This window comes from Streptomyces sp. NPDC001634 (genome assembly GCF_040298185.1).
Lineage (GTDB): Bacteria > Actinomycetota > Actinomycetes > Streptomycetales > Streptomycetaceae > Streptomyces.
The window spans coordinates 13,067-35,284 of the sequence record NZ_JBEOZU010000038.1 but is presented as its reverse complement, the minus strand read 5'-3'; the positions used below and the strand labels follow the sequence as shown (position 1 = coordinate 35,284).

Sequence of the window (22,218 nt, the reverse complement as noted above, 5' to 3'; positions counted from 1 at the left end):
GTACCTAGGGTGTGACGATCGCGAACCCCCGGTCCGGCTGGGTCACGTACGAGAACAGCCGCTTGAGCAGTCCACGGTCCCCGTCGGTCTCGATGCCCGCGAGGCCCTTGCCCGCGAGCAGGCCGAGGAGTTCGGGGCGGGTCAGAGTGAGAGTCAGGCCCGCGTGCGGTTTCGGTGTGCGGTGCAGCGGCAGGCTTCGGTGCGTGAGCGCGCCGTGCTCCAGGTTGATCCGGTGCCGGCGCTCCTCGTCGATCACGACCAGGTCGATGATCAGCCGCGGCTCCCGCGCCGCGCGCGGCCCGTCGATGCGCACCGCGAGGGCGTCCAGCAGCATGCTCACGGTGAGCGCCGACCTCGTCTCGGCGGTGTCCGTGGTGACGGCGGGGCCTCCCGCGCCCCCGCGCAACTCCTGCGCGCCGGTCAGATAGATGTTGCGCCAGGGCCCGTTCTCGGCGCCGTACCCGAGCCGTTCGTACACGCCCGCCAGTGCGGCCCTCGCCTCCTCGTGGTCCGGGTCGGCGAAGACGAGGTGGTTGAGGAGGGTCGCGGCGAAGCGCAGGTCACCGGAGTCGGCATACCGGCGGGCCGCCGCGAGCATCGCCTCCGGTCCGCCCGCCAGCTTCACGTACCGCTCGGCGAGCTGCACGGGCGGATGCTCCCAGAGGTGGGCGGGGTTGCCGTCGTACCACCCCATGTAGCGCTGGTAGACGGCCTTGACGTTGTGGTTCAGGGATCCGTAGTAGCCCCGCGCGTGCCAGGCGTCCTCCAGCGCGGGCGGCAGCCGCAGCTCCTCCGCGATCTCCGGGCCGGTCAGACCGCTGTTCAGCAGCCGCAGGGTCTGGTCGTGCAGATACGCGTACAGGTCCCGCTGTTCCGCCAGCAGCCCCACGACATTCTCGTGACCCCACGTCGGCCAGTGGTGGGAGGCGAAGGCCACGTCGTAGGCGTCGCCGAAGAAGTCGATGGCCTCGTCGAGGTAGCGGGACCAGACGCGGGCGTCGCGCACGAGGGCGCCGCGCAGGGTCAGGATGTTGTGCAGGGTGTGCGTGACGTTCTCGGCGAGGCACAGGGCGCGCTGCTCGGTGAAGAGGAAGTTCATCTCGGCCGGCGCCTCGGTGCCCGGCGTCAGCTGGAACAGGATCCGCACGCCGTCCACGGTCTCCGTCTGCCCGGTGTGCGTGATGTCGACGGTCGGCGGGATCAGGGTGACCGTACCGGTGGACAGGGTGATGCCGAGGCCCGTGCCGATGTGCCCGTCGGGCGCCTTCGGCAGCCGGGCGCCGTGCATGAACCCGGCGCGGCGGGCCATCGCGGGCCCGGCGAGCACGTTCTCACTGACCGCGTACTCCAGGAACCCCACGGGAGCGAGGACCGGCACCCCCGCCTCCGCCTCGCGCGGCAGCACACCGCCGGCGCCGCCGAAGTGGTCGAGGTGGGAGTGGGTGTAGATGAGCCCGGTGACGGGCCGCTCGCCGCGATGCCGCCGGTACAGCGCGAGGGCGGCCGCCGCGCACTCCGCGGAGACGAGCGGATCGACGACGATGACGCCGTCGTGGCCCTCGACGAGGGTCATATTGGCCAGATCGAGCCCGCGCACCTGGTAGACACCCTCGGTCACCTCGTACAGCCCCCGCCGCGCGCACAGCTGCGACTGCCGCCACAGGCTCGGATGCGCGGTGTCGGGACAGTCCCCGTCGAGGAACCCGTACGCGTCCCCGTCCCACACCACCCGGCCGTCATCGGCCGTCACCACCCCGGGCACCAGGGCGGCGACGAACCCACGGTCGGCGTTCTCGAAGTCGGTCCGGTCCTCGAAGGGCGGCAGACCGTCGCGGGGCGGGACGTCCATGGGGCCAGCTTCCGGGCGGGGCATACGCGCGGCCAGCGGTGGGGGACCGTTCGAGGCGCCCGCGGATCACCCCTCCTCGGCGAGGCGCAGGAGCAGGCCGTGCAGGGTTGTCCGTTCGGCCTCGGACAGCGGGGCGAAGCACTCGGCCAGCACCTCGTCGGCGACCTGGTGCCCCGCCTTCAGGGTCTCCTCGCCGGCCGGTGTGAGGTGGTGCTCGATACGCCGCCCGTGCCCCGGCCTCCGCTCGACCAGTCCCTGGGCCACCAGCCGGCCGGCGAGCGTGCCGAACGCCTGCTCGCTCTGGAACGTCGCCGCGGCCAGCGACCGTGCGCTCGCTCCCGGCGTCCGGCTGATCGCGCGCAGTGCGTCCCACTGGGCGAGCGTGGTCCCGACGGAAGCGAGGCGGCTGTCGAGCGCCCGGTGCTGACGGTACTGGGCTTGCTTGACGGCTCTTCCGAGAATCTGCAGTTCAGCGGCCATGGGTCCAGGTTAACACGATGACTAAGCTTGCTTATATAAAGATACTTAGTTAGTCTTCGTGGCATGACCACACCTCACACGCACCTCGTGCAGCCCGAGTTGGCCCTCACCCTCTCCGAATCCGGATCCGGACGTCCCGTGCTGATCCTCCACGGCGGCGGAGGCCCGGCCACCGTCACCGGAATCGCCGACCATCTGGCGCCGACCGCACACACCATCGTCCCCACCCACCCGGGCTGGAACGGCGCCCCGCGCCCCGACTGGTTCACCGGCGTCGACGATCTCGCCCTGGCCTATCTGCACCTCCTCCGCGACCGGGGGCTGCGCGATGTGCTCGTCGTCGGCTCCTCGCTCGGCGGCTGGATCGGTGCCGAGATGGCCGTGCGCGACCAGGCGGGCATCATCAGCGGGCTCGTCCTGATCGACGCCGCCGGAGTCGCGGTCGAAGGGGAGCCGATCAGGGACTTCTTCGCCCTCGACGCCCGCGGCGTCGCCGAGTACTGCTACCACGACTCCGACCGCTTCTATGTCGACCCGGCCGGGATCCCCGCCGAGCAACTCGTCCTCCGCCAGGCCAACATGGCAACCCTGCGCACCATCGCCGGCGACCCCTACATGCACGACCCGAAACTGCTGCGCCGCCTGGGCCGCGTCCATATCCCCACCCTTCTGCTGTGGGGCGAGAGCGACCGCATCGTCACCCCCGCGTATGGCGCGGCCTACGCTGCCGCATTCGGCAACGGCCGCCTCGAGGTCATCCCCAAGGCGGGCCATCTGCCCCAGATCGAACAGCCGGAGGCCACCTTCGTCCTCATCGACTCCTTTCTCGAGGGGTGATCAATCGCACGCGCAGGGCCCGGCGCGTCCGCCCGGCCCGGGACGCAAGCCCACCCCTAGGATCGCGGGCCATGGAAATATTCGGTTCTTTCGTCGTCGGGGCGCTCGTCCTTGCGGGTTTCGCCACTGTCGAGAGCAAAATCAGGCGCACCGACCGCCGGATTGCCCGCGTCGAGCAGAAACTCGACCTGATCCTCGGCCACTTGGGCATCGACCACGCCGACCCCGCCCTGGACCAGGTCACCGCCCTGGTGCGTGACGGGAAGAAGATCCAGGCGATCAAGGTGTACCGCGAGATCACCGGGGCGGACCTGGTGGAGGCGAAGGAAGCCGTGGAGCGGCTGGGTTAGTCGTCCTCGCTCTCGTCCCCCTCGAAGAAGTCGCCGATCTCGCCCACGACCTCCGCCGCGACCATTGCGCCGACAACGCCGACGGCCGGCCCCGCCACGCCCGCGGCGGCCGCCGTGCCGGTACCGGGGCCGGAACGGTGATCGACAGGGTGACCGCCGTGAGGTCCGTGACCGGCGTACGGATCGTGTCCCATGGAGGCCGCGTGCGTTCCGTACGCCTCCCGGTGGTGCTGGACGCCTTCAGTCGGCTCGGCTTTCGGTTCCGCTCGCACGCCGAGGACGACGCCCAGATGCTGACCGTGGGGCTCGGTGATCGGGGTCTCCCACGGCAGCGCCACGCTGAACGGCACGCAGGCCGGAAGTCACCCGTCCGGGCGACTCCCAGTGGCACCGCGATGCTTTACTGCGACTTTCTTGCAAGTAGCACCCTGGTGCATAAAGGTAGGGGTCGCAGTACCGGCGAAGAAAGGCCCGACTCCATGCCCCCGTCCTCCCCCAGGATGCGCACATCGATCACGCGGCAGGAGTGGGGCCGGCTCGGCGGCATGGCCGCGTTCATCCTGGCGCTGCACGTCATCGGGTGGTTCACGATCGTCGCGATCATCGCGCCCGAGCACTACAGCGTCGGCCGGGAGTCCTTCGGTGTCGGCATCGGCGTGACCGCCTACACGCTGGGGATGCGGCACGCCTTCGACGCGGACCACATCGCCGCGATCGACAACACCACCCGGAAGCTGATGGGCGAGGGACAGCGCCCGCTGTCGGTCGGCTTCTGGTTCTCGCTCGGGCACTCCAGCATCGTCTTCGGCCTCTCGCTGCTGCTCTCGCTCGGCATCAGGACGCTCGCCGGACCGGTCCGTGACGACAACTCCGAGCTGCACGACATCACCGGACTCATCGGTACGACGGTCTCCGGCACCTTCCTCTACGTCATCGCCGGCATCAACATCGTCATCCTGGCCGGCATCTGGAAGGTCTTCCGGCAGATGCGCTCCGGGAAGTTCGACGAGGCGGCCCTGGAGGAACAGCTCAACAGCCGCGGCTTCATGAACCGGCTCCTCGGCCGCGTGATGAGGTCGATCACCAAGCCGTGGCAGATGTACCCGCTGGGCCTCCTCTTCGGCCTCGGCTTCGACACCGCGACCGAGATCGCCCTGCTCGTCATGGCCGGTTCGGGCGCGGCCTCCGGGCTGCCCTGGTACGCGATCCTGTGCCTGCCGGTCCTCTTCGCGGCCGGCATGTCGCTGCTGGACACGATCGACGGGTCGTTCATGAACTTCGCCTACGGGTGGGCGTTCTCCAAGCCGGTCCGCAAGGTTTACTACAACCTCACCATCACGGGCCTGTCCGTCGCCGTCGCGCTGATCATCGGCACGGTCGAGCTGCTCGGCCTGCTCGCCCAGAAGCTACACCTGCACGGGGTCTTCTGGGACTGGATCGCCGGACTCGACCTCAACACCCTCGGTTTCCTGATCGTCGGGCTGTTCTTCGGCACGTGGGCGCTCGCACTGGTGGTGTGGAAGGTCGGGCGCGTCGAGGAGAAGTGGACGGCGGGGCTGGCACAGACCCAGCCGGTGGAGCAGGGCGCCGAGTAGGGGCGGAGTTCCGACCTGCCCGACCCAAGCGGATCGTCCCATTCCTGATGTGGCCGAAATGTGATGGACCGCTGAAGTCGTCGTGCATTCAACGAGGTTGACAGCCCGCGCAGGGTGATCGAATATGTGCTCGCGCTGTGGCTCATGTGACCAGTGAGCACAGGGCTTCTCTTCGACCACACTTTCCCGGCCACGGTTCCCGGTTGCTTCGCGCTGCCCGCTGCCGTCGCCCGGATCTCGGCCATATGAAGCTGGGGGACCGCGTGTCCGATGCGCGACCTGTCACCGTACGCCGCCTGCTGTGGGCGGGCGCCGCTGCGCTCACCCTCACCGCCGTCACGGGAGGTGCCGCCTGGGCCTCGGGCACGCCCGGTGGCGACGGGTGGGACAAGGGGGGCCGCGCCTATGCGTCGGGCACGGGTCCGGGCACGGTGACCGAGGCGGACCACTGCCAGTTCTCGCTGGACGGAACCGTCTTCACCGATTCGGTCCGGGTCGACGACCAGAACCTGAAGCCGACCGAGGACGGCAAGGTCCACATCAAGGTACGGGCGGCGGGCGACGCGACGACCTGCACGGCGTCCCTGGCCTCCTACCGGGCGCACGGCGCCACCTTCAACACCTCGGGCCTGCAGGTCTTCCACGACTTCGACTCCGTGACGGTGAAGCAGGGCGAGACCGAGTCGCTGGACATCTCGGTGCCGGACGCGGGCTGCTACGCGCAGATCGACCTGTACCGGGGCAAGGTGAAGTTCGACGGGAACCTCGGCGCGAACGACGGCTTCGAGCACGGCGACCTGCCCAAGGGCCCCGACCGCCCGGTCATCAAGGACAAGCTGATCGCGTCCTGGAACGGCGGTACGAAGGACTGCACGGCCGAGCCGCCGGGCACCCCGGAGAGCACCCCGCCGGCCTCGACGCCGCCCGCGTCCGTGCCGGCCACCACCCCGCCCGCGTCGAGCCCCGCGACCCCGGCCTCGCCGTCCGCCTCGACCTCGACGCCGCCCGCCGCCGAGTCGAGCACGCCCGCGCAGCCGACGCCGAACGGCGGCTCGTCCACCCCGCCCGGCGGTCTCGCCGAGACGGGCGGCGGCAGCAACACGCTCCCGATCGCGGCGGGCGCGGCGGCCCTTGTCGCGGCCGGTGCGGGCATCGCGTTCGCCACGCGACGCCGCGCGTCCCGCTCCCGCGCATGACGCCCCAGGCGTCCTTCTGACCATCCTCCACGGGCCCGGCGCTCTTTTCCCCCGGTGAGCGCCGGGCCCACCTTTCTTCCCTCCCGTACGTCACCGGGGCGGAAACGGTCCGGTACTTCACCCGGTACGGAAAAGCGGCTGCCGGCGGACGCGCTGGTCGCGCGCCCGCCGGCAGCCGGGGGACGTCCTCGGGTCAGCCCGTGGTCGGTATCGGTGAAGGGCTCGTCGACGGCGGAGGGGTGAAGCCCGGCGGCGGGGAGAGGACCACCGTCGGTTCGCCGGGCTGCGGGGCCGGCGGAGTCATATTGCTCTTCGGGAGCTTCGGCGGGGTCGTCTCCTGGAACAGGACCTGGTCGAAGTTCACCAGGCCCGTCTGCTCCATCACCGTGATGTGGTCGAGGACCGTGTCGTTCGCCTGGTCGGCCAGTTGGCGGACCAGGGTGTTCTTCGTGGTGGCACGGATGCCGGCGATCGTGGAGAAGATCTGGCCGTGCGTCACGCGCAGGATGTTCGCGAGGTCGCTGTCGAACTGCTTGCCCGTGTCCGAGGTCAGCGTCGCCACGAACTGCTGCTGCTGCGGGCTCGGCTGGTTCGGCAGTGTGATGCCCAGCTGCGAGGCCACCTTGCGGTCGGCTGCGTCGAGTTGGACGTGTCCGTTGATCAGGTGCTGTCCGGCGACGCGGACAGACTCGATCGTCCCCTTCTTCATGGCCAGCTCACCGGCGGGGAACTCCCACAGGCCCGCCGCGCGCACCTTGACGACGAAATCGCGGTCCGCCTCGGTCAGCGGTCCCGCCGAGGTGTTGGCGATCACGCGCGACGGAGCGCTGGATACGGTCTGGACTCCCAGCATCGAGGGATAGACGAGCGCCGTCAGCGTCAGCGTCAGGGCACCCGCCACGAAGACGGTTCCCGCCGCGTTGCGTGAAATGCGCATGGCACCTCCTGGTTGTTCGGACGCCCAGGGGTACGGACGCGACGGGAGTCAAGAACCTTTTCGTTGGGTAAAATCCGCGGCTCACGCTGTGGGGGTCGTCACATGCGCGAGCCGAACTCGGCGGTTTCCGTGCGCAGTTCGTCGACCGGACAGGTGATCAGGTCGCAGACATGGGGCCTCTATATGAAAATGGATCTCATTCCTGAAAACTGCTGTGCGTGGCGGAAGTGGGGTGCGCGGCCCGGCGCCCGCTATGTTCGATCCGAACATCCGACATTCGGAGCCCGCATGCAGAAGACAGATACCCTGGCCGAGGAGGCGGAGACGGCCGTCGCGGTCCCTGCGGCGACCGGTGACGCCCCCGGACGCGGCCGGTCCCTGCCCTGGGTCCTGCTGTTCGGGGCGGCCGTCCTCTCCGGTCCGGTGCTCCTCGTCCTCAGCCGGTGGCTGGACGAACCGGCCATGCAGGCCTGGCGGACCGTCTGTCTCGCGATCACCGTGCAGGCGCTGCCTTTCCTGCTGCTCGGCACGGCCCTGTCCGGCGCCATCAACGCGTTCGTACCGGCACGGTTGTTCAGCCGGGTGCTGCCCCGGCGGCCGGTGCTCGCCGTACCGGTCGCGGGCGTCGCCGGGGTCGTACTGCCCGGCTGCGAATGCGCGTCGGTGCCGGTCGCCAACAGCCTGATCCGCCGGGGTGTCACCCCGGCGGCCGCTTTCGCGTTCCTGCTCTCGGCCCCTGCCGTCAACCCCGTCGTGCTGACCGCCACGGCCATCGCCTTCCCCGGCAACCCCGCCATGGTCCTGGCCCGGCTGCTCGCCTCACTCGCCACCGCGGCCGTGATGGGCTGGCTGTGGCTCTGGCTGGGCCGCGACGAATGGCTCCGGCCGACCGTACGGCACACCGGGCACCGGCCGGGGCACAGCCGCTGGAAGGAGTTCCGGCTCGGCTTCCAGCACGACTTCCTGCACGCGGGGGGCTTCCTGGTCCTCGGGGCCATGGCGGCGGCCACGTTCAATGTGACGGTCCCGCGCTCCGTGCTCGACGTGTTCTCCGGCTCGCCCTGGCTGTCGGTGCTGTTCATGGCCGGGCTGGCCGTCCTCCTGGCGGTGTGCTCGGAGGCCGACGCGTTCGTCGCGGCCTCGCTCGCCGGGTTCTCGCCCGTCGCGCGACTGACGTTCATGGTGGTCGGGCCGATGGTCGACCTGAAGCTGATTGCTCTTCAGGCGGGCACGTTCGGCCGGGCCTTCGCGGTCCGCTTCTCCACCGCCACGACGGTCGTCGCGGTGGTGTGCAGCGCGCTGATCGGAGGGGCGCTGCTGTGAAACGGCCCGTCCAGGTGATCCTGCTCGTCCTCGGTGGCCTCGGGCTGCTGCACATCTCGCTCTTCAGCGACCTGTACCTGAGATACGTCAAGGAGGGGCTGCGTCCGCTGCTGATCGCCTCGGGGGTGCTGCTGCTTCTGCTCGGAGTGGCGGAGGCGTGGTCGTACCGGAGTCCGGGCGGGCGCGACGAGCACGGGGAAGCTCATGAACACGGTGGTCACGACGACGGCGGCCGGGGGCACGACCACGGAGGTCACCACGGAGACGGCGGCGGTCACGAGGGAGACGGCCACGGTCACGACCACTCCACCGTGCCCCGCACCGCCTGGCTGCTGTTCCTCCCCGCGCTGAGCCTGCTCTTCTACGCCCCGCCGGCCCTCGGCGCGTACACCGCCTCCCGGGAGGTCCCCAAGGCCGTGGCGCAGCAGGAGCACTTCGATCCGCTGCCCGCGACCTCGCCCCTCCCGATGACCCTCTCGGACTTCGCCGGCCGTGTGCAGCAGGACCGCGAGAAGGCCATCCAGAAACGCAGCATCCAGATGACCGGTTTCGTCACACCCGACAAGCAGGGCGGCGGCTGGTATCTGACCCGGATCATCTTCTCGTGCTGCGCCGCGGACGCCCAGACCGTGAAGGTGCGGATGTACGGGTCTCCGGCCCTGCCCGCCAATACCTGGGTGGCCGTCACGGGAACCTGGCATCCCGGTGGGACCCTGGGCACGAGGTCCGCCCCGGTCGCGCTCGACGCCCATGCCGTCGAGCGGATCGCCAAGCCGGTGAACGCGTACACGGACGACCTTCCGCTCGCCCCCTCGCGCTGACGGACCGTCGGCGTCCGGGCGCTCGTGGGCGCCCGGACGTTCGCACGCGGCTGTTCAACCAGGTGAACCAACGCCCAAGCCCTGCCCATGACTTCACAACACGCAGTCATGGTATGGATAAACCTTCAATCAAGGGTCTCCCGGTCCCGCAAAGGGCTCTACCCGCATAGATGCTCCCAGTGCTGTCATGCTCACGACCGCCCGGACCCATGCCGGGCACCACACCGGGAGACCCCCCATGTCCCGAATATCCCGCCCGCTGGTCACGACCTTCTGCTCCCTGACCCTCGCCGCCGCGGGTCTCGTCGTGACCACCGGTACCGCGCACGCGCAGAGCTGCAGCCAGGACTACCTCCCCCTCCCCGACCCCAGCTGCCAGCCCGGCGACGTCAACCCGGACGTCACGCAGGACACGATCGACTCCACCATCTGCGTCTCGGGATGGACCGCGACGGTGCGGCCGTCCAGCTCGTACACCACCGCCCTGAAGAAGAAGCAGATCGTCGAGTACGGCTACAGCGACACCAGCACGGCCGACTATGAAGAGGACCACCTCATCCCGCTGGAGCTCGGCGGCAACCCCACGAGCCCGCAGAACCTGTGGCCCGAACCGCGCTACGACACGGGCAGCGGCGAAGTCGCGGCCAACAAGGACAGCGTCGAGAACAAGCTCAAGACGGCCGTGTGCAACGGAGAGGTGAACCTGACGGACGCCCAGAACGCGATCGCGACGGACTGGACGACCGCGCTCTCCAGCCTCGGCCTGAGCTGAGCCCCGGCCCCCGGCGGGTCGGGACCCCGTCGGTCAGGCCATCCAGAAGAAGACGGCCGTCATGCGCTTCTCCTCCAGGTCGCTTCCGCAGTAACCGGTGGCGCTGTGCATGATGTTGGCCTTGTAGAGCAGCAGCCGGTTGTAGCGCTGCGGCACGCGGATGTCCTCGGTGAACGCGTCCGGTGAGACATACCGCGTGCCCAGCGCCTCGACCAGGTTGTTGTGCGGAGCCTGCACCATGTTGCCGCCGAGGACGCCGCCCGGCAGGCTCTGCCGGTAGAAGCTCGTGCCGCAGTCCTTGGGGACGTTCGGGCTGAGGTAGAGCACCGCGGCGTAGCGGCACAGTGCGCGCGAGTCGGTGTGCGGGCGCGGTTCGCCCTCGTCCTTGCCCACGACCTGGATGCAGTTGTGGTTGAGGGTGCCACCGCCGGGAGCGGTCTCCTGCCACAGCTTCTGCGCGCCGGTCTCCTTGCGCACCAGCCGTTCGATCCGGGCGAGTTCGCCCTCCTCGAGCCCCGGCATGGTCCGCAGTCCGGGCCAGCTCTCCTGCGTGTAGGGATACCCCTTGACCCAGTCGTCCTTGGCGAGACAACGGGCCCGGACCTCGTCCACGTTCGGCAGCACGTCGTCGAGGATCCAGTAGTCGCGGCCGCGGGTCGGCTTGCGATACGGGAGTACGGGAAGGCGTGGGGGCTGTGGGGGCATGCGGGTGAACATACAGTCCGCGACCACCACCGATTTCTCTTCGGTTGGTCAACCTTCCGTCAACTCAACAGAGCGTTGAAGGAAGGGAATTGGGGCGGCCGGCCGGGGGGTGGGCAGCCCGGGGGTGGGCGGTGGTCGTGCGGAGCGACTCGGCGCCCGGCCGGTGTCACTGCTGGTCGTCCTTGCTGTCTCCATGGTTCCCGCCGTCGGCCGGAACGCCGGCCGGGGACGACGGGAGCGGGGACGCGGCCGGTCCGCTGCGGGGGGAGTACGTGCCGGACGGGCTCGGTGCGGGGGTCTCCGCCGAGCTGTTGTCCGGGGAGAACCACGCCATGCCGACGAACATCGCCGCGAGGAAGATCAATGCCGCGGCGATCAGCCCCACCGCGCGCGGCCGGTCGGCGGCGAACGCGCGCAGCGAGGACCTCTCACGCCGGCTTCCGGCCGAGGCGCGCTCACGGTGGCCACCCGACGGTGGGCGCTCGCGGTGGGGCGCCGACGACGGCCACCGGCCGTGGGCCGCGCGGTGGCCCGGGACCGCTCCCGCGGACGGGAGTTTGTACATCGTCGCCGGGCCCGTCTCCATGCCGGGGAGCACCGGCGGCCGAGAGGCGGGCGCCGGTGTGTGCCGGGGACCCGGGGCCGCGGCCGGGAGCGGTTCGGGGCGGCCCCGCCAGGCACCGCCCGCGAACCAGTCGGCGGCCTGCCGTGCGGTGGGCCGGTCCTCGGGCCGCTTGGCGAGCAGGCCGAGGAGGTAGTTCTCGAAGGCGGGCGGCAGGGCCACGCCCAGCTCGCGCGGCGGCACAGGGGGAGTGTCCAGGTGGTGATGGAGGATTGCGATCGGGGTGTCGGCCCGGAACGGCGGCTGACCGGTGAGCAGTTGGTAGAGCACGCAGCCGAGCGAGTAGACGTCGCTGGCCGGTCCGGCGGGCTTGCCGAGGGCGCGTTCGGGGGCGATGTACAGGCTCGTCCCGACGATCTGCCCGGTCGCCGTGAGCGCGCCCGACGGGTCGTCCATGAACCGGGCGATACCGAAGTCACCGATCTTCACGGTGCCGCCTGCGTCGATGAGCAGGTTGCCCGGCTTGATGTCCCGGTGCACGATGCCCTGTTCGTGCGCCACGGCGAGCCCGGCCGCCGCCTGCGCGGCGATGTGCGCGACCCGCTCGGCGGACAGCGGACCCTCGTCGACGAGCACCCGGGAAAGGCTGTCGCCCTCCACCAGTTCCATCACCAGGAACAGCCGGCCCTCGTGCTCCCCGAAGTCGATGACGCCGACCACATGCGGGTGGTGGAGCCGCCCCGCGGTCTGCGCCTCCAGACGGAACCGGGAGTCGGCGGTCGGGTCGGTGTTCCGGTCGAGCAGGACCTTGACGGCGACGGGCCGGCCGAGCATCTGGTCGTACGCCCGCCAGACCTCGCCCATCGCGCCACGTCCGATGGTGGTGTTCAGCTGGTACCGGCCCGCGATCAGCACCTGTTGTTTCATCCTCATGCCGTGAGACGAATGCCGTGAAACGACTCGACCGCCGCCGGCCATGACTCCGCCCGGGCGGGTGATGGTGGGGTGCCGCAGCAGTCCCAGCCTACTGGTACGGATGTGCCATTCGATCACGTTCTCCGCCATGTGGTGGCCGGGAAGTGGTGATCCGGTCGCACAATTTTCGCGTGTCCGACACTCCCGCCCCATAGGGCGACGCCGGGCCCGGGTGCAACCCCGGCCCGGCGTCCCGGTCGGCCGATCGGCAGGCGTGCGGCCCCAGTTGGTGCAGGCGTCCTGGTCGAAGACGAGGGCGTTCGAGGAGCCTGAGGAGTCCGAGCCGTTCCTGCCGGACGTTTGCGCACCGAAGGCGCCGGTGGCTCCGACGGCCGGCACCGCGGCGGCCGCGGCGAGCCTCATGACCACGGTCCGGGGGTTGCGCTCAGGTGGGGCGCGAGGGGACAGCGCGAGGGACAGCGCGAGGGACAGCGCGAGGGACAGCGCGAGGGACAGCGCGAGGGACAGCGCGAGGGACAGCGCGAGGGACAGCGCGAGGGAAAACGCTTCCCCGTCGCTTCCCCTGTCACTCCCGTGTCATACCCTGCGCACAGGCAGCCGCGCCCCGCGCGTTCCCGCACCGCAGCGGGTACGTCCGGGTGCTGCGCGGCGCTCCCAACTCTCCCGGTCCTGTGCCGGTTTCATCGTGGGGGTAACAGCACTGTGCGTATGCGCAGCATCTCGACCGCGACAGCGCTCGCGGTCCTCTTCAGCTCGGCGGCGCTGAGCGTCGTCGCGGCCGGGTCCGCCTCGGCGGCCTCCGCCTCCGTCTACGCCGTCGGCGGCTTCGTGGCGGACGACGCCGTCGGCCGGGTCTTCGTCGGCGACGCCCAGAGCGGAAAGATCCTGGCCGGCGACAACAACGGCAACCTCGTCGACTCGGTGGACGGCATCACCGAGGTCACCGATCTTGCGCTGTCGGACGACGGCAGCACCCTGTACGCGGCCGCGTCGGGCAACCACCAGATCGTGGCGCTGGACGCGGCCACGCTGGACGTCAAGGCCCGCTACACCGTGCCCACCACCACGGGTCCGCGTCATGTCGCCGTCGCGGGCGGCAAGGTGTGGTTCACCTATGGCGACCAGTGGGACGGCGACCTGGGCTCGGTCGATCCGGCGGGCGGCGGCACGGTGCAGGTCGGTCAGTTCTCCAACCACCTCTGGGGCCAGGCGCTCCTCGACACCGATCCCTCCCGGCCCGGCCTGCTCGCCGTCGGTGAGACCGGCCTGTCCACGGACTCGATGGCCGTCCTCGACGTATCCTCCGGCACCCCGCAGCAGGTCGCGTACTACCACGGCGACTACTCGCTCAACAGCGGCATCCGCGACATCGACCTCGTGCCCGGCGCCACCCAGGTACTGGTCAACGGCGCCGAGCGGCAGGCCTACGCCGACGGCACGTTCACCGCCGACGGCGCCTACCCCGCCGGGCAGGACGCCGACATCGCCCCGAACGGACTGGTCGCCCAGGCCAACGGCGGCACGGTGTCGGTGTACAACCGCGACGCCACCGTGCCGATCCGCACCTACAACACCGGCTCGAACGGCGCCCTGACCCCGCTGGCCTGGTCGCCCGACTCCTCCCGGCTGTTCGCCCTGGTCGGCACGAACAGCGGCTGGGTCGTCACCCCGCTCGGCAACCCGACGCTGGACACGCCCACCCTGACGGTCGACGCCCCGTCCACCGCCACCGGTGGCAAGCAGCTCACCGTCACCGGCACGCTGTCGGCGTCGACAGCGCTGCCCGCCGGCGCCACGCTCCAGGTCACCCGCACCGACGCGGAGAACCCGTCCGGCAAGGCGCTGCCCGACGTCACCGTGCAGGCCGATGGCACGTACTCCTTCACGGACACCCCGCAGGCCGGAGGCACGGTCACCTACAAGGTCTCCTACGCCGGCGACAGCGGCCACGCCCCGGCCACCGCCTCCGACAAGGTCACCGTCTCCTTCGCGACGCCGACGCTGACCCTGAACAACAACGGCAAGGTGTACGACTACAACAAGGCCGTCACCTTCACCGCGCACCTGGGCTCGACGTACAGGAACCGCACGGTCGAGATCTGGGCGAACCCCTTCGGCGCCGACAAGCCCAACAAGCTGATCAAGACGGGGACGGTCGACTCCGGCGGCAACATCTCCGCGACGGTGTACATGACCCGGGACACGGATGTCACCGCGGTGTTCAAGGGCGACACCCGCACCGCCCCCAAGACGGTGAAGTCCACGGCGTACGCCAGGGTGAGCATCTCCACCGCCGTCGCCAGGTACTACAAGACGGCCTACATCGGCTCGACGAACTACTACTGGTTCCACAAGAGCACCGCCCCCTTGCTCACGACGAGCATGACCTACTACAAGGGCCGCAAGCAGCGCTTCGACCTGCAGGTCTACTACAACGGTGCGTGGCACTCCGCCGACTCGGAATACTTCCCGCTCGGCACGGACGGCAAGTCGGTCGTGAGCCTGGACGCCCCCGGGCGCTCCGGCATCAAGGCGCGGATGCGGTCGGTGTACGTCGACGGAACGTCCGGCGACACGGTGAACACGACGACGTACGGGTCCTGGAAGTACCTGTACTTCTCCAACTAGCCCACTCCTTCTTCAGCCAGCCCGCAGCGATGCCCCGGTTCTCACGACGACCGGGGCATCGCTGTGTCAAGCTTTGGGGAAAACTGTGACTGTGGAGAAACAAAGAAAGTACTGTGGGGTTGCCCAGGGCGCGTCGGGGCGTGACAGGACTGGCCGAACGCGGTTCGCTCCGCATCGGGAGTTCACCCTATAGTTGCGCAATCCAGCAAGTGTGCCGCTATGCTTCCGGCGGTTCGCGACAGGAACCTCGTTCGGCGAGGTGCCTTCGCGGGGCACTTGCCACCCCGCCGAGTCGGCGGCGACACGCGGTGGCCGCGTCCTCGGCCATCCCGAAGCCGGGGGCGGGCAGATGGGAAGGACGGAATGTGCGGAACGCGGAGACGGCAGGAGCCGCGTCCAGGGATGGGACGCGGATCGGCCGGATCGGACGCTCTCCAGTGCGGTGGCACCACGCACTGCTGACCCTGTGGACGATCGTCTGGTTCTTCGTGGCCGAACGGCACGGAGCCGTGTCCTGGCACTATCTGACACGCGGTGAGGAACTGCTCTTCAGTCAGGTGCCCGGCGGCGGCCTCGCGTTGTACGCCAACCACCCCGAACTGCAGATCGGCCCGGTCAGCTTCCTGGTCGCCGGGCTGTTCTCACCCTTCCCCGCCGGCGCGGGCGAGAAACTCGCCGAGGCGTTCATGTCGGGCCTGGGTCTGTACATGCTGGTCCTCATCGGCCGTGCGGCCGCCGACCACAACCTGGGCACCGGACTGAACCACAAGCGCCTCCAGCAGCGTGTGCTGGTGGCCGGGGCCGCCTTCATCCCCATGTGGGTGGAGGTCTCGGTGCGCTTTGCACACCTCGATGACGTACTGGCCCTGTTCTTCACCACCTTCGCCGTGCGTGCGCTGGTGCGCGGCAACGCCGTCGCCGTCGGCGTGTTCCTGGCACTGGCCATGGACTCCAAGCCCTGGGCGGTGGGCTTCCTGCCGCTGCTGCTGGTACTGCCCCGGCCCGCGCGGCTGCGCTCCACCCTCTGGGCCGTCGGGCTGGTGGCCGCCGCGTGGCTGCCGTTCTACCTCACCCATATGAACACGCTGGCCGCGGCGCGCTTCACCATCCCCAACCAGGCGGCATCGTCGCTGCGGTGGTTCGGTGTGAGCGACCCGGCCACCCCCTGGTGGGACCGGCCGGCTCAGATGGCACTCGGCATCGGCCTGGGCTGGCTGGCGGTGCGCAGACACCGCTGGCCGGCCGTGGTGCTGCTCGCCGCCGACGCGCGGATCGTGCTGGATCCGAGCGTGTACACGTACTACAACGCGTCGGTCCTGCTCGGCACGCTGATCTGGGACTCCATAGGGCAGCGGCGGCTGGTGCCGTGGGTGAGCTGGATCGCGTTGATCTCGCTGTACGGCAGTGCGCTGCTGGTCCCCTCCGATTCCACCCGAGGGCTGATCCGGCTCGCCTTCGCCGTCGGATCCGCCGCGTACGTACTGTGGTGGCCCCAGCGCACGCCCCGCAACAAGCGCCGCGGCAGCGAGGCGGCGGGGCCGCCGTCCCTCCCGGGGCAGACTGCCCGCGCAGCCGACGGGGCGCCGCCCGGCCATCCGGATGCGCTGCGGCAGTCGTCGAAGAGCCCCTGCCGCAACGATGTGAGGCGTGCCGGGCGGCCGGGTGCGCTCGGCCCCCGCCGTTCGCGGCCGGCGCCGTCGTCGGCTCGTTCCGCCGTCGTACCCTCAACTCCCCGTAGCCCCCGGTCGGATGGACGTCCACGGTCCGGCGCGCGAGGCGTCGAAGCTCGGCTGTCTCCTCGTTAGTGCGGCCGACCGCGACCCCGACAGCACCCGGCCCGGCGTCTTCCGCCGGGCCGGACTGCTCTCAAGCCCCGTGCACCTCCAGTGCGGCCCGGATTCCGGACTCGACGGCTCCCTCGATCCACGAGGGCTTGACCGAGGTGTGGTCACCGGCGAAGTGCAGCGGGCCCTCGGGGGCCCGGATGGCCGCGAGGAGCTCGGTGTGCTGGCCGGGAAGCAGGACGGACGCCTCCCCGTACGCATACGGGTCGCGCAGCCAGCTCTGGGTGCGGCCGGCGCCCGTGTAGAAGACCTCGATGCGCTGCCCGTAGACCTGCTGCAGGCCCCTGAGGGCGTGCGGGTAGCGGGCCTCCTCGTCGAGGGAGTCCCAGCGGGAGGCGTCGTCGGCCCAGCTGTAGGAGGCAAGCACGACACCTCCCTCGCTCCCGGGGACCGGATGGGAGGGGTTGATCATGAAACGGTTGGAGTTGTCGGAGACCGAGCCGCCGCCGACGATGTGTGCCGCCTCGGGCTGGTCGCGGGTGGCCCAGCGGTTGGCGGCGTAGTGGACGTGCTGCGCCGGGCTGATGTGCCCGGGCGGGACGGAGGGGTGCTCGCCCAGGAGGCTCCCGTCGGCGGGTGCCCTGCCCGCGCGGTAGTCGTCGTACAGCCCGGGCCGCACCGCGTCGAGCTCCCGCTTCCAGTCCGCCTCGGTGAACTCCCACCAGCGGCGGCTGAATTCGAGCAGCACCTTGGTCGCGCTGTCGTAGTGCAATTCGGCGACGGCACGGCGCTTGCCGTACGACATCAGCGGGCTGACCTGCACCTGCCGTAGCCCGGAGAACGGCACGGTGACGATCGCGAGGTCGCCGGTGAACTCCTCGCGCACGACCTTGCCGTCCCGTCCCTCGGAGACCGTGTCGATCCATACGTGCGGACCGTCGGGGCGGACGCGCGAGGTGTCGTCGGTGCCGTGCCGGCCGGGGGCCCAGTACTCGATGTGCGTGGCGCGCCGGTCCAGCCGCACCAGGTCGCCCACCTCGCGCAGCAGCGCGTCCGGCAGGGTCGCCGTGCCGCCCACCAGCTCCCAGAACGCGGTGTCCGGGCTGATCAGCGACTGGCTGATGAAGCTGTGGATGAAGGACAGCGGCAGCCGTGAGGTCAGGTTCTCCAGTGTGCCGACGAGATCGATGGTCCGCTCGTCGAAGCCCGCCTGCTCGGTCAGGAACCGGTACATGGACCAGTCGCCGTACCGCTGGATCACCCGCGCCCAGCCTTCCACCCGCTCGGGCATGGGCTTGTCGACGCGCCTGCCGTCCTTGCCGACCGTGCTGAACTCGTTGCGTACGGGGTCCAGGGCGCCGCTCAGGATCTTGGACGAGGGCGTGTCCCAGTACGTGCGCGGCACGCCGAACGACCGGTTGATCCTGCGGGGTGCCGCCGCATACTCGGAGCGGCGCATGCGGACACCGTTGACATGGAGCCAGGCGTGGTTGACGGGCTTGCCCCGGCCGTCGACGTCCACGAGGTAGAACGGGCGCCGTTTGACGCCGAGCAGGTCGATCAGGCTCATCACCAGCGGATGACTGCCGGGGATCCGCATGGCCCCGGCCTCGGCGTACTGCAGCGGATCGGCGAACGGCTGCTCGGCGTGCTCGTGCCCGCCGGTGCGGAAGGTCTTGATACGGCCGCCGACGCGGTTGCCGTTGGCCTCGATCACCGTCACATGGTGCCCGGCCCGCTTCAGCAGCCAGGCCGCGACCAGACCGGCCGGTCCCGCGCCGACCACCAGGATCTTCTTGCCGCTCCCGGTTCTGGTGCGGGGCAGACCCGAGCCGAGGATCTTCCGGTACGTCGGCACGAGCGGCCGGTTGTCGTCGTCGACGACCAGCAGCGCGCGGGCGACCGCGAGACAGGTGGCCCGGTCGGCGGTGGATCCGGGCGGGCAGGGCGCCTGAGCGGGAACGGCCGACGTCACGGCGGCCGCGCCCGCCGTGGTCACACCGAGGGCGGTCGCGGCCGTACCGGCCACGGTCGTGAACTGCCGCCGTGACAAGGGACGGTGGTCGGCTGCGGTGCGTGGTTCATCCATACGCCCTGAATACGGGGCGACGGCGTATACGCACAGGACGATCAGCGGTGATCACCTGAACGTGCGAGCGCGACGGGGCGGAACCACTACCTCCGGTCGTTGCCCGAGCGGATGCCCCGCATCCGTACGCCCCCTGATCACCACCAGGGGCCCCGCTCCCGGAGTTTGCCTCCCGCTCGCAGGCGGTGAAGTCTGGTCCGCGGCGTCGCTGTCGCCGGCAGCCCGGCCCTCCTCCCGCTGACCGCGGCCTGCAGCGGTGCCGAGGACGAGAGGGCGGCGGAGGGCACGTACCTGGTCGGATCGCGCTGGGTCGTCAGCGCCCAGCCGAAGACACTCAACGGGTTCCGGCCCAGGCTCGGCGGCACATCGTCCACATGACAGGCATGGGCCCGACTCCCGCCCCGAGCGCTTCCTGACGGCCGGTACACGGAGTCGGCGTCCGGCGCGCTCTCGGCGCCGGTTCAAAGGCTCAGCGTGATCGCGGCAGCGACGCCGCCGAGGCCGAGGGCGAGCGTGGCTTCGGCCCAGCCGCCCGTACCCCAGCGGAAGAACCGGTCGATGGCCAGCCGTCCCGGACCGATGGCGGCGATGGCGAGGGCGACGATGGCGATGCAGATGTTGTACTCCACTCCGCCGTCGGTCTCCCACAGGCCGTGGGCACCGGTGACGGTCGTCATGGCGTTGATCATCACCCCGATGAGGGCGGCGGCCGCGAGCGGAGTGAGCAGCCCAAGGGCCAGACCGAGGCCACCGAGGAACTCGGAGAGACCGCCGATCACGGCGTAGACCTTTCCGGGGCGGTAGCCGAGGTTGGCGAATCCCTTGCCGGTGGCCGTCAGGCCCTGGCCCCCGAAGATCCCGAAGAGTTTCTGAGCACCGTGCGCGGCCATCAGCAGTCCGACGGCCAGCCTGATGAGCAGGAGTCCCCAGTCGCGGGCGGACGACCATGGTCTCCCCGTGTACTGCGCTGCCGGTTCCGTGGGAGTCGACGGCGAGTCCGTGCTGCGCTCAGCCATCTGAATGCTCCGGTATGGACGCCGAAACGGGCGCTGATCGCCGGCGTGAGGGGCAAAGCCACCCATACCGATCCTTCCGCAAGAGGAGTGATCTTGCACCTCGGCAGTGAGGGACAGGCGGGCGGTTCCGGCATGGATCTGCAGTCGCGGGGCGGGGGAGCTGCGCTGGAGCGGCGGCTCCGGTTGTTCGACGCCGTGGTGATCGGGCTCGGTTCGATGGTCGGTGCGGGGATCTTCGCCGCGCCGGCGCCCGGCCGCGCGGGCGGCGGGGTCGGGGCTGCTGGTGGGGTTGGCGCTCGCGGCGATGGTGGTGTTCTGCAACGCCACGTCGTCGGCCCGGCTCGCCGCCCGCTGGGCTCGTATGTGTGGCCGGGCCGGGCGCCCGTCGTCGCGGTGGCCGCGGTGGGGGCGCTGACCGCGGTGGACTACGTCGGCGTGCAGAGGGCGGCCTGGCTGACCCGGGCGACCGTCGCCGTGGTCCTGGCCGTGCCGGCTGCCGCGTACGGGGTGCGACGCACCTCGGCCGCGCGCCGCGCGTCGTAGAGCCGTCTGCCCGTCCGGCTCAGAGCGCTTCGTCGCCCAGGACCTCGCGTGCCAGTTCGGCCAGCGCCCTGCGGTCCTCGGCCAGGGCGGCCCTGCCCTCGGCGGTGGCCCGGTAGACGCGGCGGGCTCGGCCGTCCACGACGCGCTGTTCGGAGACCAGCAGTCCCTCGGCCTCCAGACGGTGCAGCGTGGGATACAGAGTGCCGGGGCTGATGTGGTAGCCGTGGTGGGCGAGTTCCTCCGTCATCCAGGCGCCGTGGATCTCGCCCTCGGCCGCGTGGTGCAGGATGTGCAGGCGCACCGCGCCACGCTGGAACTCGCGCACCCTGCCCACCTCCAGGTCCCCGACCGGCAGTGACGACGCCGATATCGGTTCTCGATCCTACGGTGGTGAGACGGCGGCGGCCGACGGGAGTTCGGCCGTGCTCAGGGCAAGGTGGCCCGCCGGGCAACATGCCGGGCGATGCGTGTGGCCGCGAACTCCGTGCCCGCCACGAAGCGCATCATCGGACCGAACATCGGGGCGGCGAGCGACCCGGTGAAGTACAGGCCGGGCACCGACGATTCGAACGTCGCGGTCAGATCGGGCGCCTTCGAGCCCGGCACGCATGTCACCGCACCGCGCACGGCGGGAGACAGGAAGGGCAGGGCGTCCAGGTCGAGGCGGTAGCCGGTGGCCGCGAGTACATGGTCGACGGTGAGGGTCCCGGCCGGTCCGCCCGGACCCGCGATGTCCAAGCGGGCCGTGGAATCGGACGCTTCGGCTCGAACGACACGACATGACGTACGCACCGGCACGACGCCCTCGACCCGGTCCCGCAGCCACCAGCCGCCCGAGGGTCCGAGGGCCCGCCGGAACAGCAGCAGCCGGGCCGACGCGGGCAGCTGCCGCACACCGCCCGGAGCCCTGCACACCGCGGCCAGGAGCCAGCCGGTGCCCAGCGGCGAGGCGGGCCGGGCCAGGCGCTGCGGCCAGGGCCGCGCCAAGTCCGGTGTCGTGCCCCACAGCACACGCTTCTCCCGGACCAGCACCTGCACATCGGCACCCGCCTCGTGCAGCAGCGCGGCGCTCTCCAGCGCGGACTGGCCGCCGCCGATCACGGCGACCCGCCGGCCGGCGTAGCGTGAGAGGTCGGTGTGATGGCTGGTGTGCGACACCAGGGCGCCGAGCCCCGGTCCTTCGGGGGCGAGGCGGCGTAACTCCTCGGGAATATGGGCCAGTCCGTTCAGGCCTGTGGCCACCACGACCGCTGCGGCTGCGAGTTCCTGCCCGTCGTCCAGGCGGACGGCGAACCCGGTGCCGGCCGTGGCCCGTTCGAGGGCCACCACTCGCGCGGGGTCCACCTCGCCGACGTACCGCTTCTGGAACCACTGTCCGTAGCGGACGAAGACATCGCACGGGATCGGCGTGAGTTCGGTCAGTTCCGGCTCACCGTGCAGACGGCGGAAATCCGCCAGCCGTCCGCCCGGCTCCGGGGCGGACAGGTCGGTGGCCTGCGGGGTCGACTTCAGGAACATCCCCGTGGCCATGGCGTGGCGCCAACTGCCCAGCACATCACCGAAGATGCGGACCGGTATCCCGGCCGCCCGCAGATGTGCCGCGACCGACAGTCCGTACGGGCCCGCTCCGACCACGACGACCGGAAGCCCCACGCGCCCGGTCAACGCCCTCTCATGGGCATGGCGTTGCCCCGGAAGCGACTGCGTCATGCATCCCTCCGCTGGTTCCTACGCCGCCTTCCCCAGGGCAGCGCGACACTTCGGGATGGCACATCGGCAGAGCGCCGACGGCGCG

Annotated in this window: 18 protein-coding genes and 2 pseudogenes; 10 read left to right on the top strand and 10 right to left on the bottom strand. The window is 70.5% G+C overall.

Annotated elements, in window-relative coordinates; genetic code table 11:
• Window positions 1-4: 4 nt before the first annotated feature.
• Entirely contained in the window at window positions 5-1,849 is a 1,845-nt protein-coding gene (locus ABT186_RS24895; RefSeq protein ID WP_351926903.1) for an alkyl/aryl-sulfatase, read from the bottom strand.
• Window positions 1,850-1,915: 66 nt separating this feature from the next.
• Window positions 1,916-2,329, bottom strand: coding sequence for a MarR family winged helix-turn-helix transcriptional regulator (locus ABT186_RS24890; RefSeq protein ID WP_351235089.1), 414 nt, complete (start codon window positions 2,327-2,329; stop codon window positions 1,916-1,918).
• A 63-nt stretch (window positions 2,330-2,392) separates the two neighbouring features.
• Between ABT186_RS24890 and ABT186_RS24885 the strand changes: the two genes are divergently transcribed.
• Both ABT186_RS24885 and ABT186_RS24880 read left to right on the top strand, forming a co-directional pair.
• Window positions 2,393-3,166 (top strand): alpha/beta fold hydrolase, encoded by a 774-nt coding sequence (locus ABT186_RS24885; protein WP_351926901.1) that lies wholly within the window; start codon window positions 2,393-2,395, stop codon window positions 3,164-3,166.
• 71 nt (window positions 3,167-3,237) lie between these two features.
• Window positions 3,238-3,516 (top strand): ribosomal protein L7/L12, encoded by a 279-nt coding sequence (locus ABT186_RS24880; protein WP_351235093.1) that lies wholly within the window; start codon window positions 3,238-3,240, stop codon window positions 3,514-3,516.
• Here ABT186_RS24880 and ABT186_RS24875 read toward each other — a convergent pair.
• A pseudogene (locus ABT186_RS24875) lies at window positions 3,513-3,743 on the bottom strand (sporulation protein); the annotation flags it as partial. The gene ABT186_RS24880 and the pseudogene ABT186_RS24875 overlap by 4 nt on opposite strands.
• A gap of 273 nt (window positions 3,744-4,016) precedes the next feature.
• On the opposite strand from ABT186_RS24875, the gene nicT reads away from it, so the two are divergent.
• Entirely contained in the window at window positions 4,017-5,111 is a 1,095-nt protein-coding gene (gene nicT, locus ABT186_RS24870) for a Nickel transporter NicT (protein WP_502973317.1), read from the top strand.
• Between the two features lie 263 nt (window positions 5,112-5,374).
• Entirely contained in the window at window positions 5,375-6,307 is a 933-nt protein-coding gene (locus ABT186_RS24865) for an LAETG motif-containing sortase-dependent surface protein (RefSeq protein WP_351926899.1), read from the top strand.
• Window positions 6,308-6,500: 193 nt separating this feature from the next.
• Here the strand turns inward: ABT186_RS24865 and ABT186_RS24860 are convergent, their stop codons facing one another.
• Window positions 6,501-7,244, bottom strand: coding sequence for a DUF4142 domain-containing protein (locus ABT186_RS24860; RefSeq protein WP_351228472.1), 744 nt, complete (start codon window positions 7,242-7,244; stop codon window positions 6,501-6,503).
• Between the two features lie 288 nt (window positions 7,245-7,532).
• Here ABT186_RS24860 and ABT186_RS24855 point away from each other — a divergent pair, with 288 nt between their 5' ends.
• From ABT186_RS24855 to ABT186_RS24845, 3 genes are all read left to right on the top strand, one after another.
• Entirely contained in the window at window positions 7,533-8,567 is a 1,035-nt protein-coding gene (locus ABT186_RS24855) for a permease (protein WP_351228470.1), read from the top strand.
• On the top strand, window positions 8,564-9,388 hold the full coding sequence (locus ABT186_RS24850; RefSeq protein WP_351228468.1) for a TIGR03943 family putative permease subunit: 825 nt from the start codon (window positions 8,564-8,566) through the stop codon (window positions 9,386-9,388). Before ABT186_RS24855 ends, ABT186_RS24850 begins: the two co-directional genes overlap by 4 nt.
• Before the next feature lie 238 nt (window positions 9,389-9,626).
• A complete protein-coding gene (locus tag ABT186_RS24845; protein ID WP_351228466.1) occupies window positions 9,627-10,160 on the top strand; it encodes a hypothetical protein in 534 nt (177 codons plus the stop codon).
• A gap of 33 nt (window positions 10,161-10,193) precedes the next feature.
• On the opposite strand, the gene ABT186_RS24840 is transcribed toward ABT186_RS24845, so the two are convergent.
• Together ABT186_RS24840 and ABT186_RS24835 are read right to left on the bottom strand one after the other, a co-directional pair.
• Window positions 10,194-10,865, bottom strand: a complete 672-nt coding sequence (locus ABT186_RS24840; RefSeq protein WP_351926897.1) for a DUF6445 family protein — start codon at window positions 10,863-10,865, stop codon at window positions 10,194-10,196.
• A 166-nt stretch (window positions 10,866-11,031) separates the two neighbouring features.
• Window positions 11,032-12,360: a serine/threonine-protein kinase gene (locus ABT186_RS24835; RefSeq protein ID WP_502973316.1), complete on the bottom strand. Its 1,329-nt coding sequence runs from the start codon at window positions 12,358-12,360 to the stop codon at window positions 11,032-11,034.
• Between the two features lie 711 nt (window positions 12,361-13,071).
• Here ABT186_RS24835 and ABT186_RS24830 point away from each other — a divergent pair.
• Together ABT186_RS24830 and ABT186_RS24825 are read left to right on the top strand one after the other, a co-directional pair.
• Window positions 13,072-14,991: an Ig-like domain repeat protein gene (locus ABT186_RS24830; protein ID WP_351926895.1), complete on the top strand. Its 1,920-nt coding sequence runs from the start codon at window positions 13,072-13,074 to the stop codon at window positions 14,989-14,991.
• 437 nt (window positions 14,992-15,428) lie between these two features.
• Complete coding sequence (locus ABT186_RS24825) at window positions 15,429-16,796, top strand: hypothetical protein (protein ID WP_351228460.1); 1,368 nt, start codon at window positions 15,429-15,431, stop codon at window positions 16,794-16,796.
• A 61-nt stretch (window positions 16,797-16,857) separates the two neighbouring features.
• On the opposite strand, the gene lgoX is transcribed toward ABT186_RS24825, so the two are convergent.
• Together lgoX and ABT186_RS24815 are read right to left on the bottom strand one after the other, a co-directional pair.
• The gene (lgoX, locus tag ABT186_RS24820) at window positions 16,858-18,864 is read right to left on the bottom strand and encodes an L-glutamate oxidase LgoX (RefSeq protein ID WP_351926893.1); all 2,007 of its coding nucleotides are present in this window, start codon (window positions 18,862-18,864) and stop codon (window positions 16,858-16,860) included.
• A 461-nt stretch (window positions 18,865-19,325) separates the two neighbouring features.
• The gene (locus ABT186_RS24815; protein WP_351228456.1) at window positions 19,326-19,880 is read right to left on the bottom strand and encodes a DoxX family protein; all 555 of its coding nucleotides are present in this window, start codon (window positions 19,878-19,880) and stop codon (window positions 19,326-19,328) included.
• A 132-nt stretch (window positions 19,881-20,012) separates the two neighbouring features.
• On the opposite strand from ABT186_RS24815, the pseudogene ABT186_RS24810 reads away from it, so the two are divergent.
• A pseudogene (locus ABT186_RS24810) lies at window positions 20,013-20,402 on the top strand (amino acid permease); the annotation flags it as partial.
• A gap of 40 nt (window positions 20,403-20,442) precedes the next feature.
• On the opposite strand, the gene ABT186_RS24805 reads toward ABT186_RS24810, so the two are convergent.
• Together ABT186_RS24805 and ABT186_RS24800 are read right to left on the bottom strand one after the other, a co-directional pair.
• Window positions 20,443-20,748 carry an Rv3488 family transcriptional regulator gene (locus ABT186_RS24805; protein ID WP_351228454.1) on the bottom strand — a complete coding sequence of 102 codons (306 nt, stop codon included), beginning with the start codon at window positions 20,746-20,748 and terminating at the stop codon, window positions 20,443-20,445.
• Window positions 20,749-20,849: 101 nt separating this feature from the next.
• Window positions 20,850-22,133, bottom strand: coding sequence for an FAD-dependent oxidoreductase (locus tag ABT186_RS24800; protein WP_351228452.1), 1,284 nt, complete (start codon window positions 22,131-22,133; stop codon window positions 20,850-20,852).
• Window positions 22,134-22,218 lie beyond the last annotated feature (85 nt).

Bases quoted from the DNA above. Each gene is read 5' to 3' on its own strand.
- ABT186_RS24895 (WP_351926903.1), bottom strand. From the start codon at position 1,849: ATGGACGTCCCGCCCCGCGACGGTCTGCCGCCCTTCGAGGACCGGACC.
- ABT186_RS24890 (WP_351235089.1), bottom strand. From the start codon at position 2,329: ATGGCCGCTGAACTGCAGATTCTCGGAAGAGCCGTCAAGCAAGCCCAG.
- ABT186_RS24885 (WP_351926901.1), top strand. From the start codon at position 2,393: ATGACCACACCTCACACGCACCTCGTGCAGCCCGAGTTGGCCCTCACC.
- ABT186_RS24880 (WP_351235093.1), top strand. From the start codon at position 3,238: ATGGAAATATTCGGTTCTTTCGTCGTCGGGGCGCTCGTCCTTGCGGGT.
- nicT (WP_502973317.1), top strand. From the start codon at position 4,017: ATGCGCACATCGATCACGCGGCAGGAGTGGGGCCGGCTCGGCGGCATG.
- ABT186_RS24860 (WP_351228472.1), bottom strand. From the start codon at position 7,244: ATGCGCATTTCACGCAACGCGGCGGGAACCGTCTTCGTGGCGGGTGCC.
- ABT186_RS24855 (WP_351228470.1), top strand. From the start codon at position 7,533: ATGCAGAAGACAGATACCCTGGCCGAGGAGGCGGAGACGGCCGTCGCG.
- ABT186_RS24845 (WP_351228466.1), top strand. From the start codon at position 9,627: ATGTCCCGAATATCCCGCCCGCTGGTCACGACCTTCTGCTCCCTGACC.
- ABT186_RS24840 (WP_351926897.1), bottom strand. From the start codon at position 10,865: ATGCCCCCACAGCCCCCACGCCTTCCCGTACTCCCGTATCGCAAGCCG.
- ABT186_RS24835 (WP_502973316.1), bottom strand. From the start codon at position 12,360: ATGAGGATGAAACAACAGGTGCTGATCGCGGGCCGGTACCAGCTGAAC.
- ABT186_RS24830 (WP_351926895.1), top strand. From the start codon at position 13,072: ATGCGCAGCATCTCGACCGCGACAGCGCTCGCGGTCCTCTTCAGCTCG.
- lgoX (WP_351926893.1), bottom strand. From the start codon at position 18,864: ATGGATGAACCACGCACCGCAGCCGACCACCGTCCCTTGTCACGGCGG.
- ABT186_RS24815 (WP_351228456.1), bottom strand. From the start codon at position 19,880: ATGGCTGAGCGCAGCACGGACTCGCCGTCGACTCCCACGGAACCGGCA.
- ABT186_RS24800 (WP_351228452.1), bottom strand. From the start codon at position 22,133: ATGACGCAGTCGCTTCCGGGGCAACGCCATGCCCATGAGAGGGCGTTG.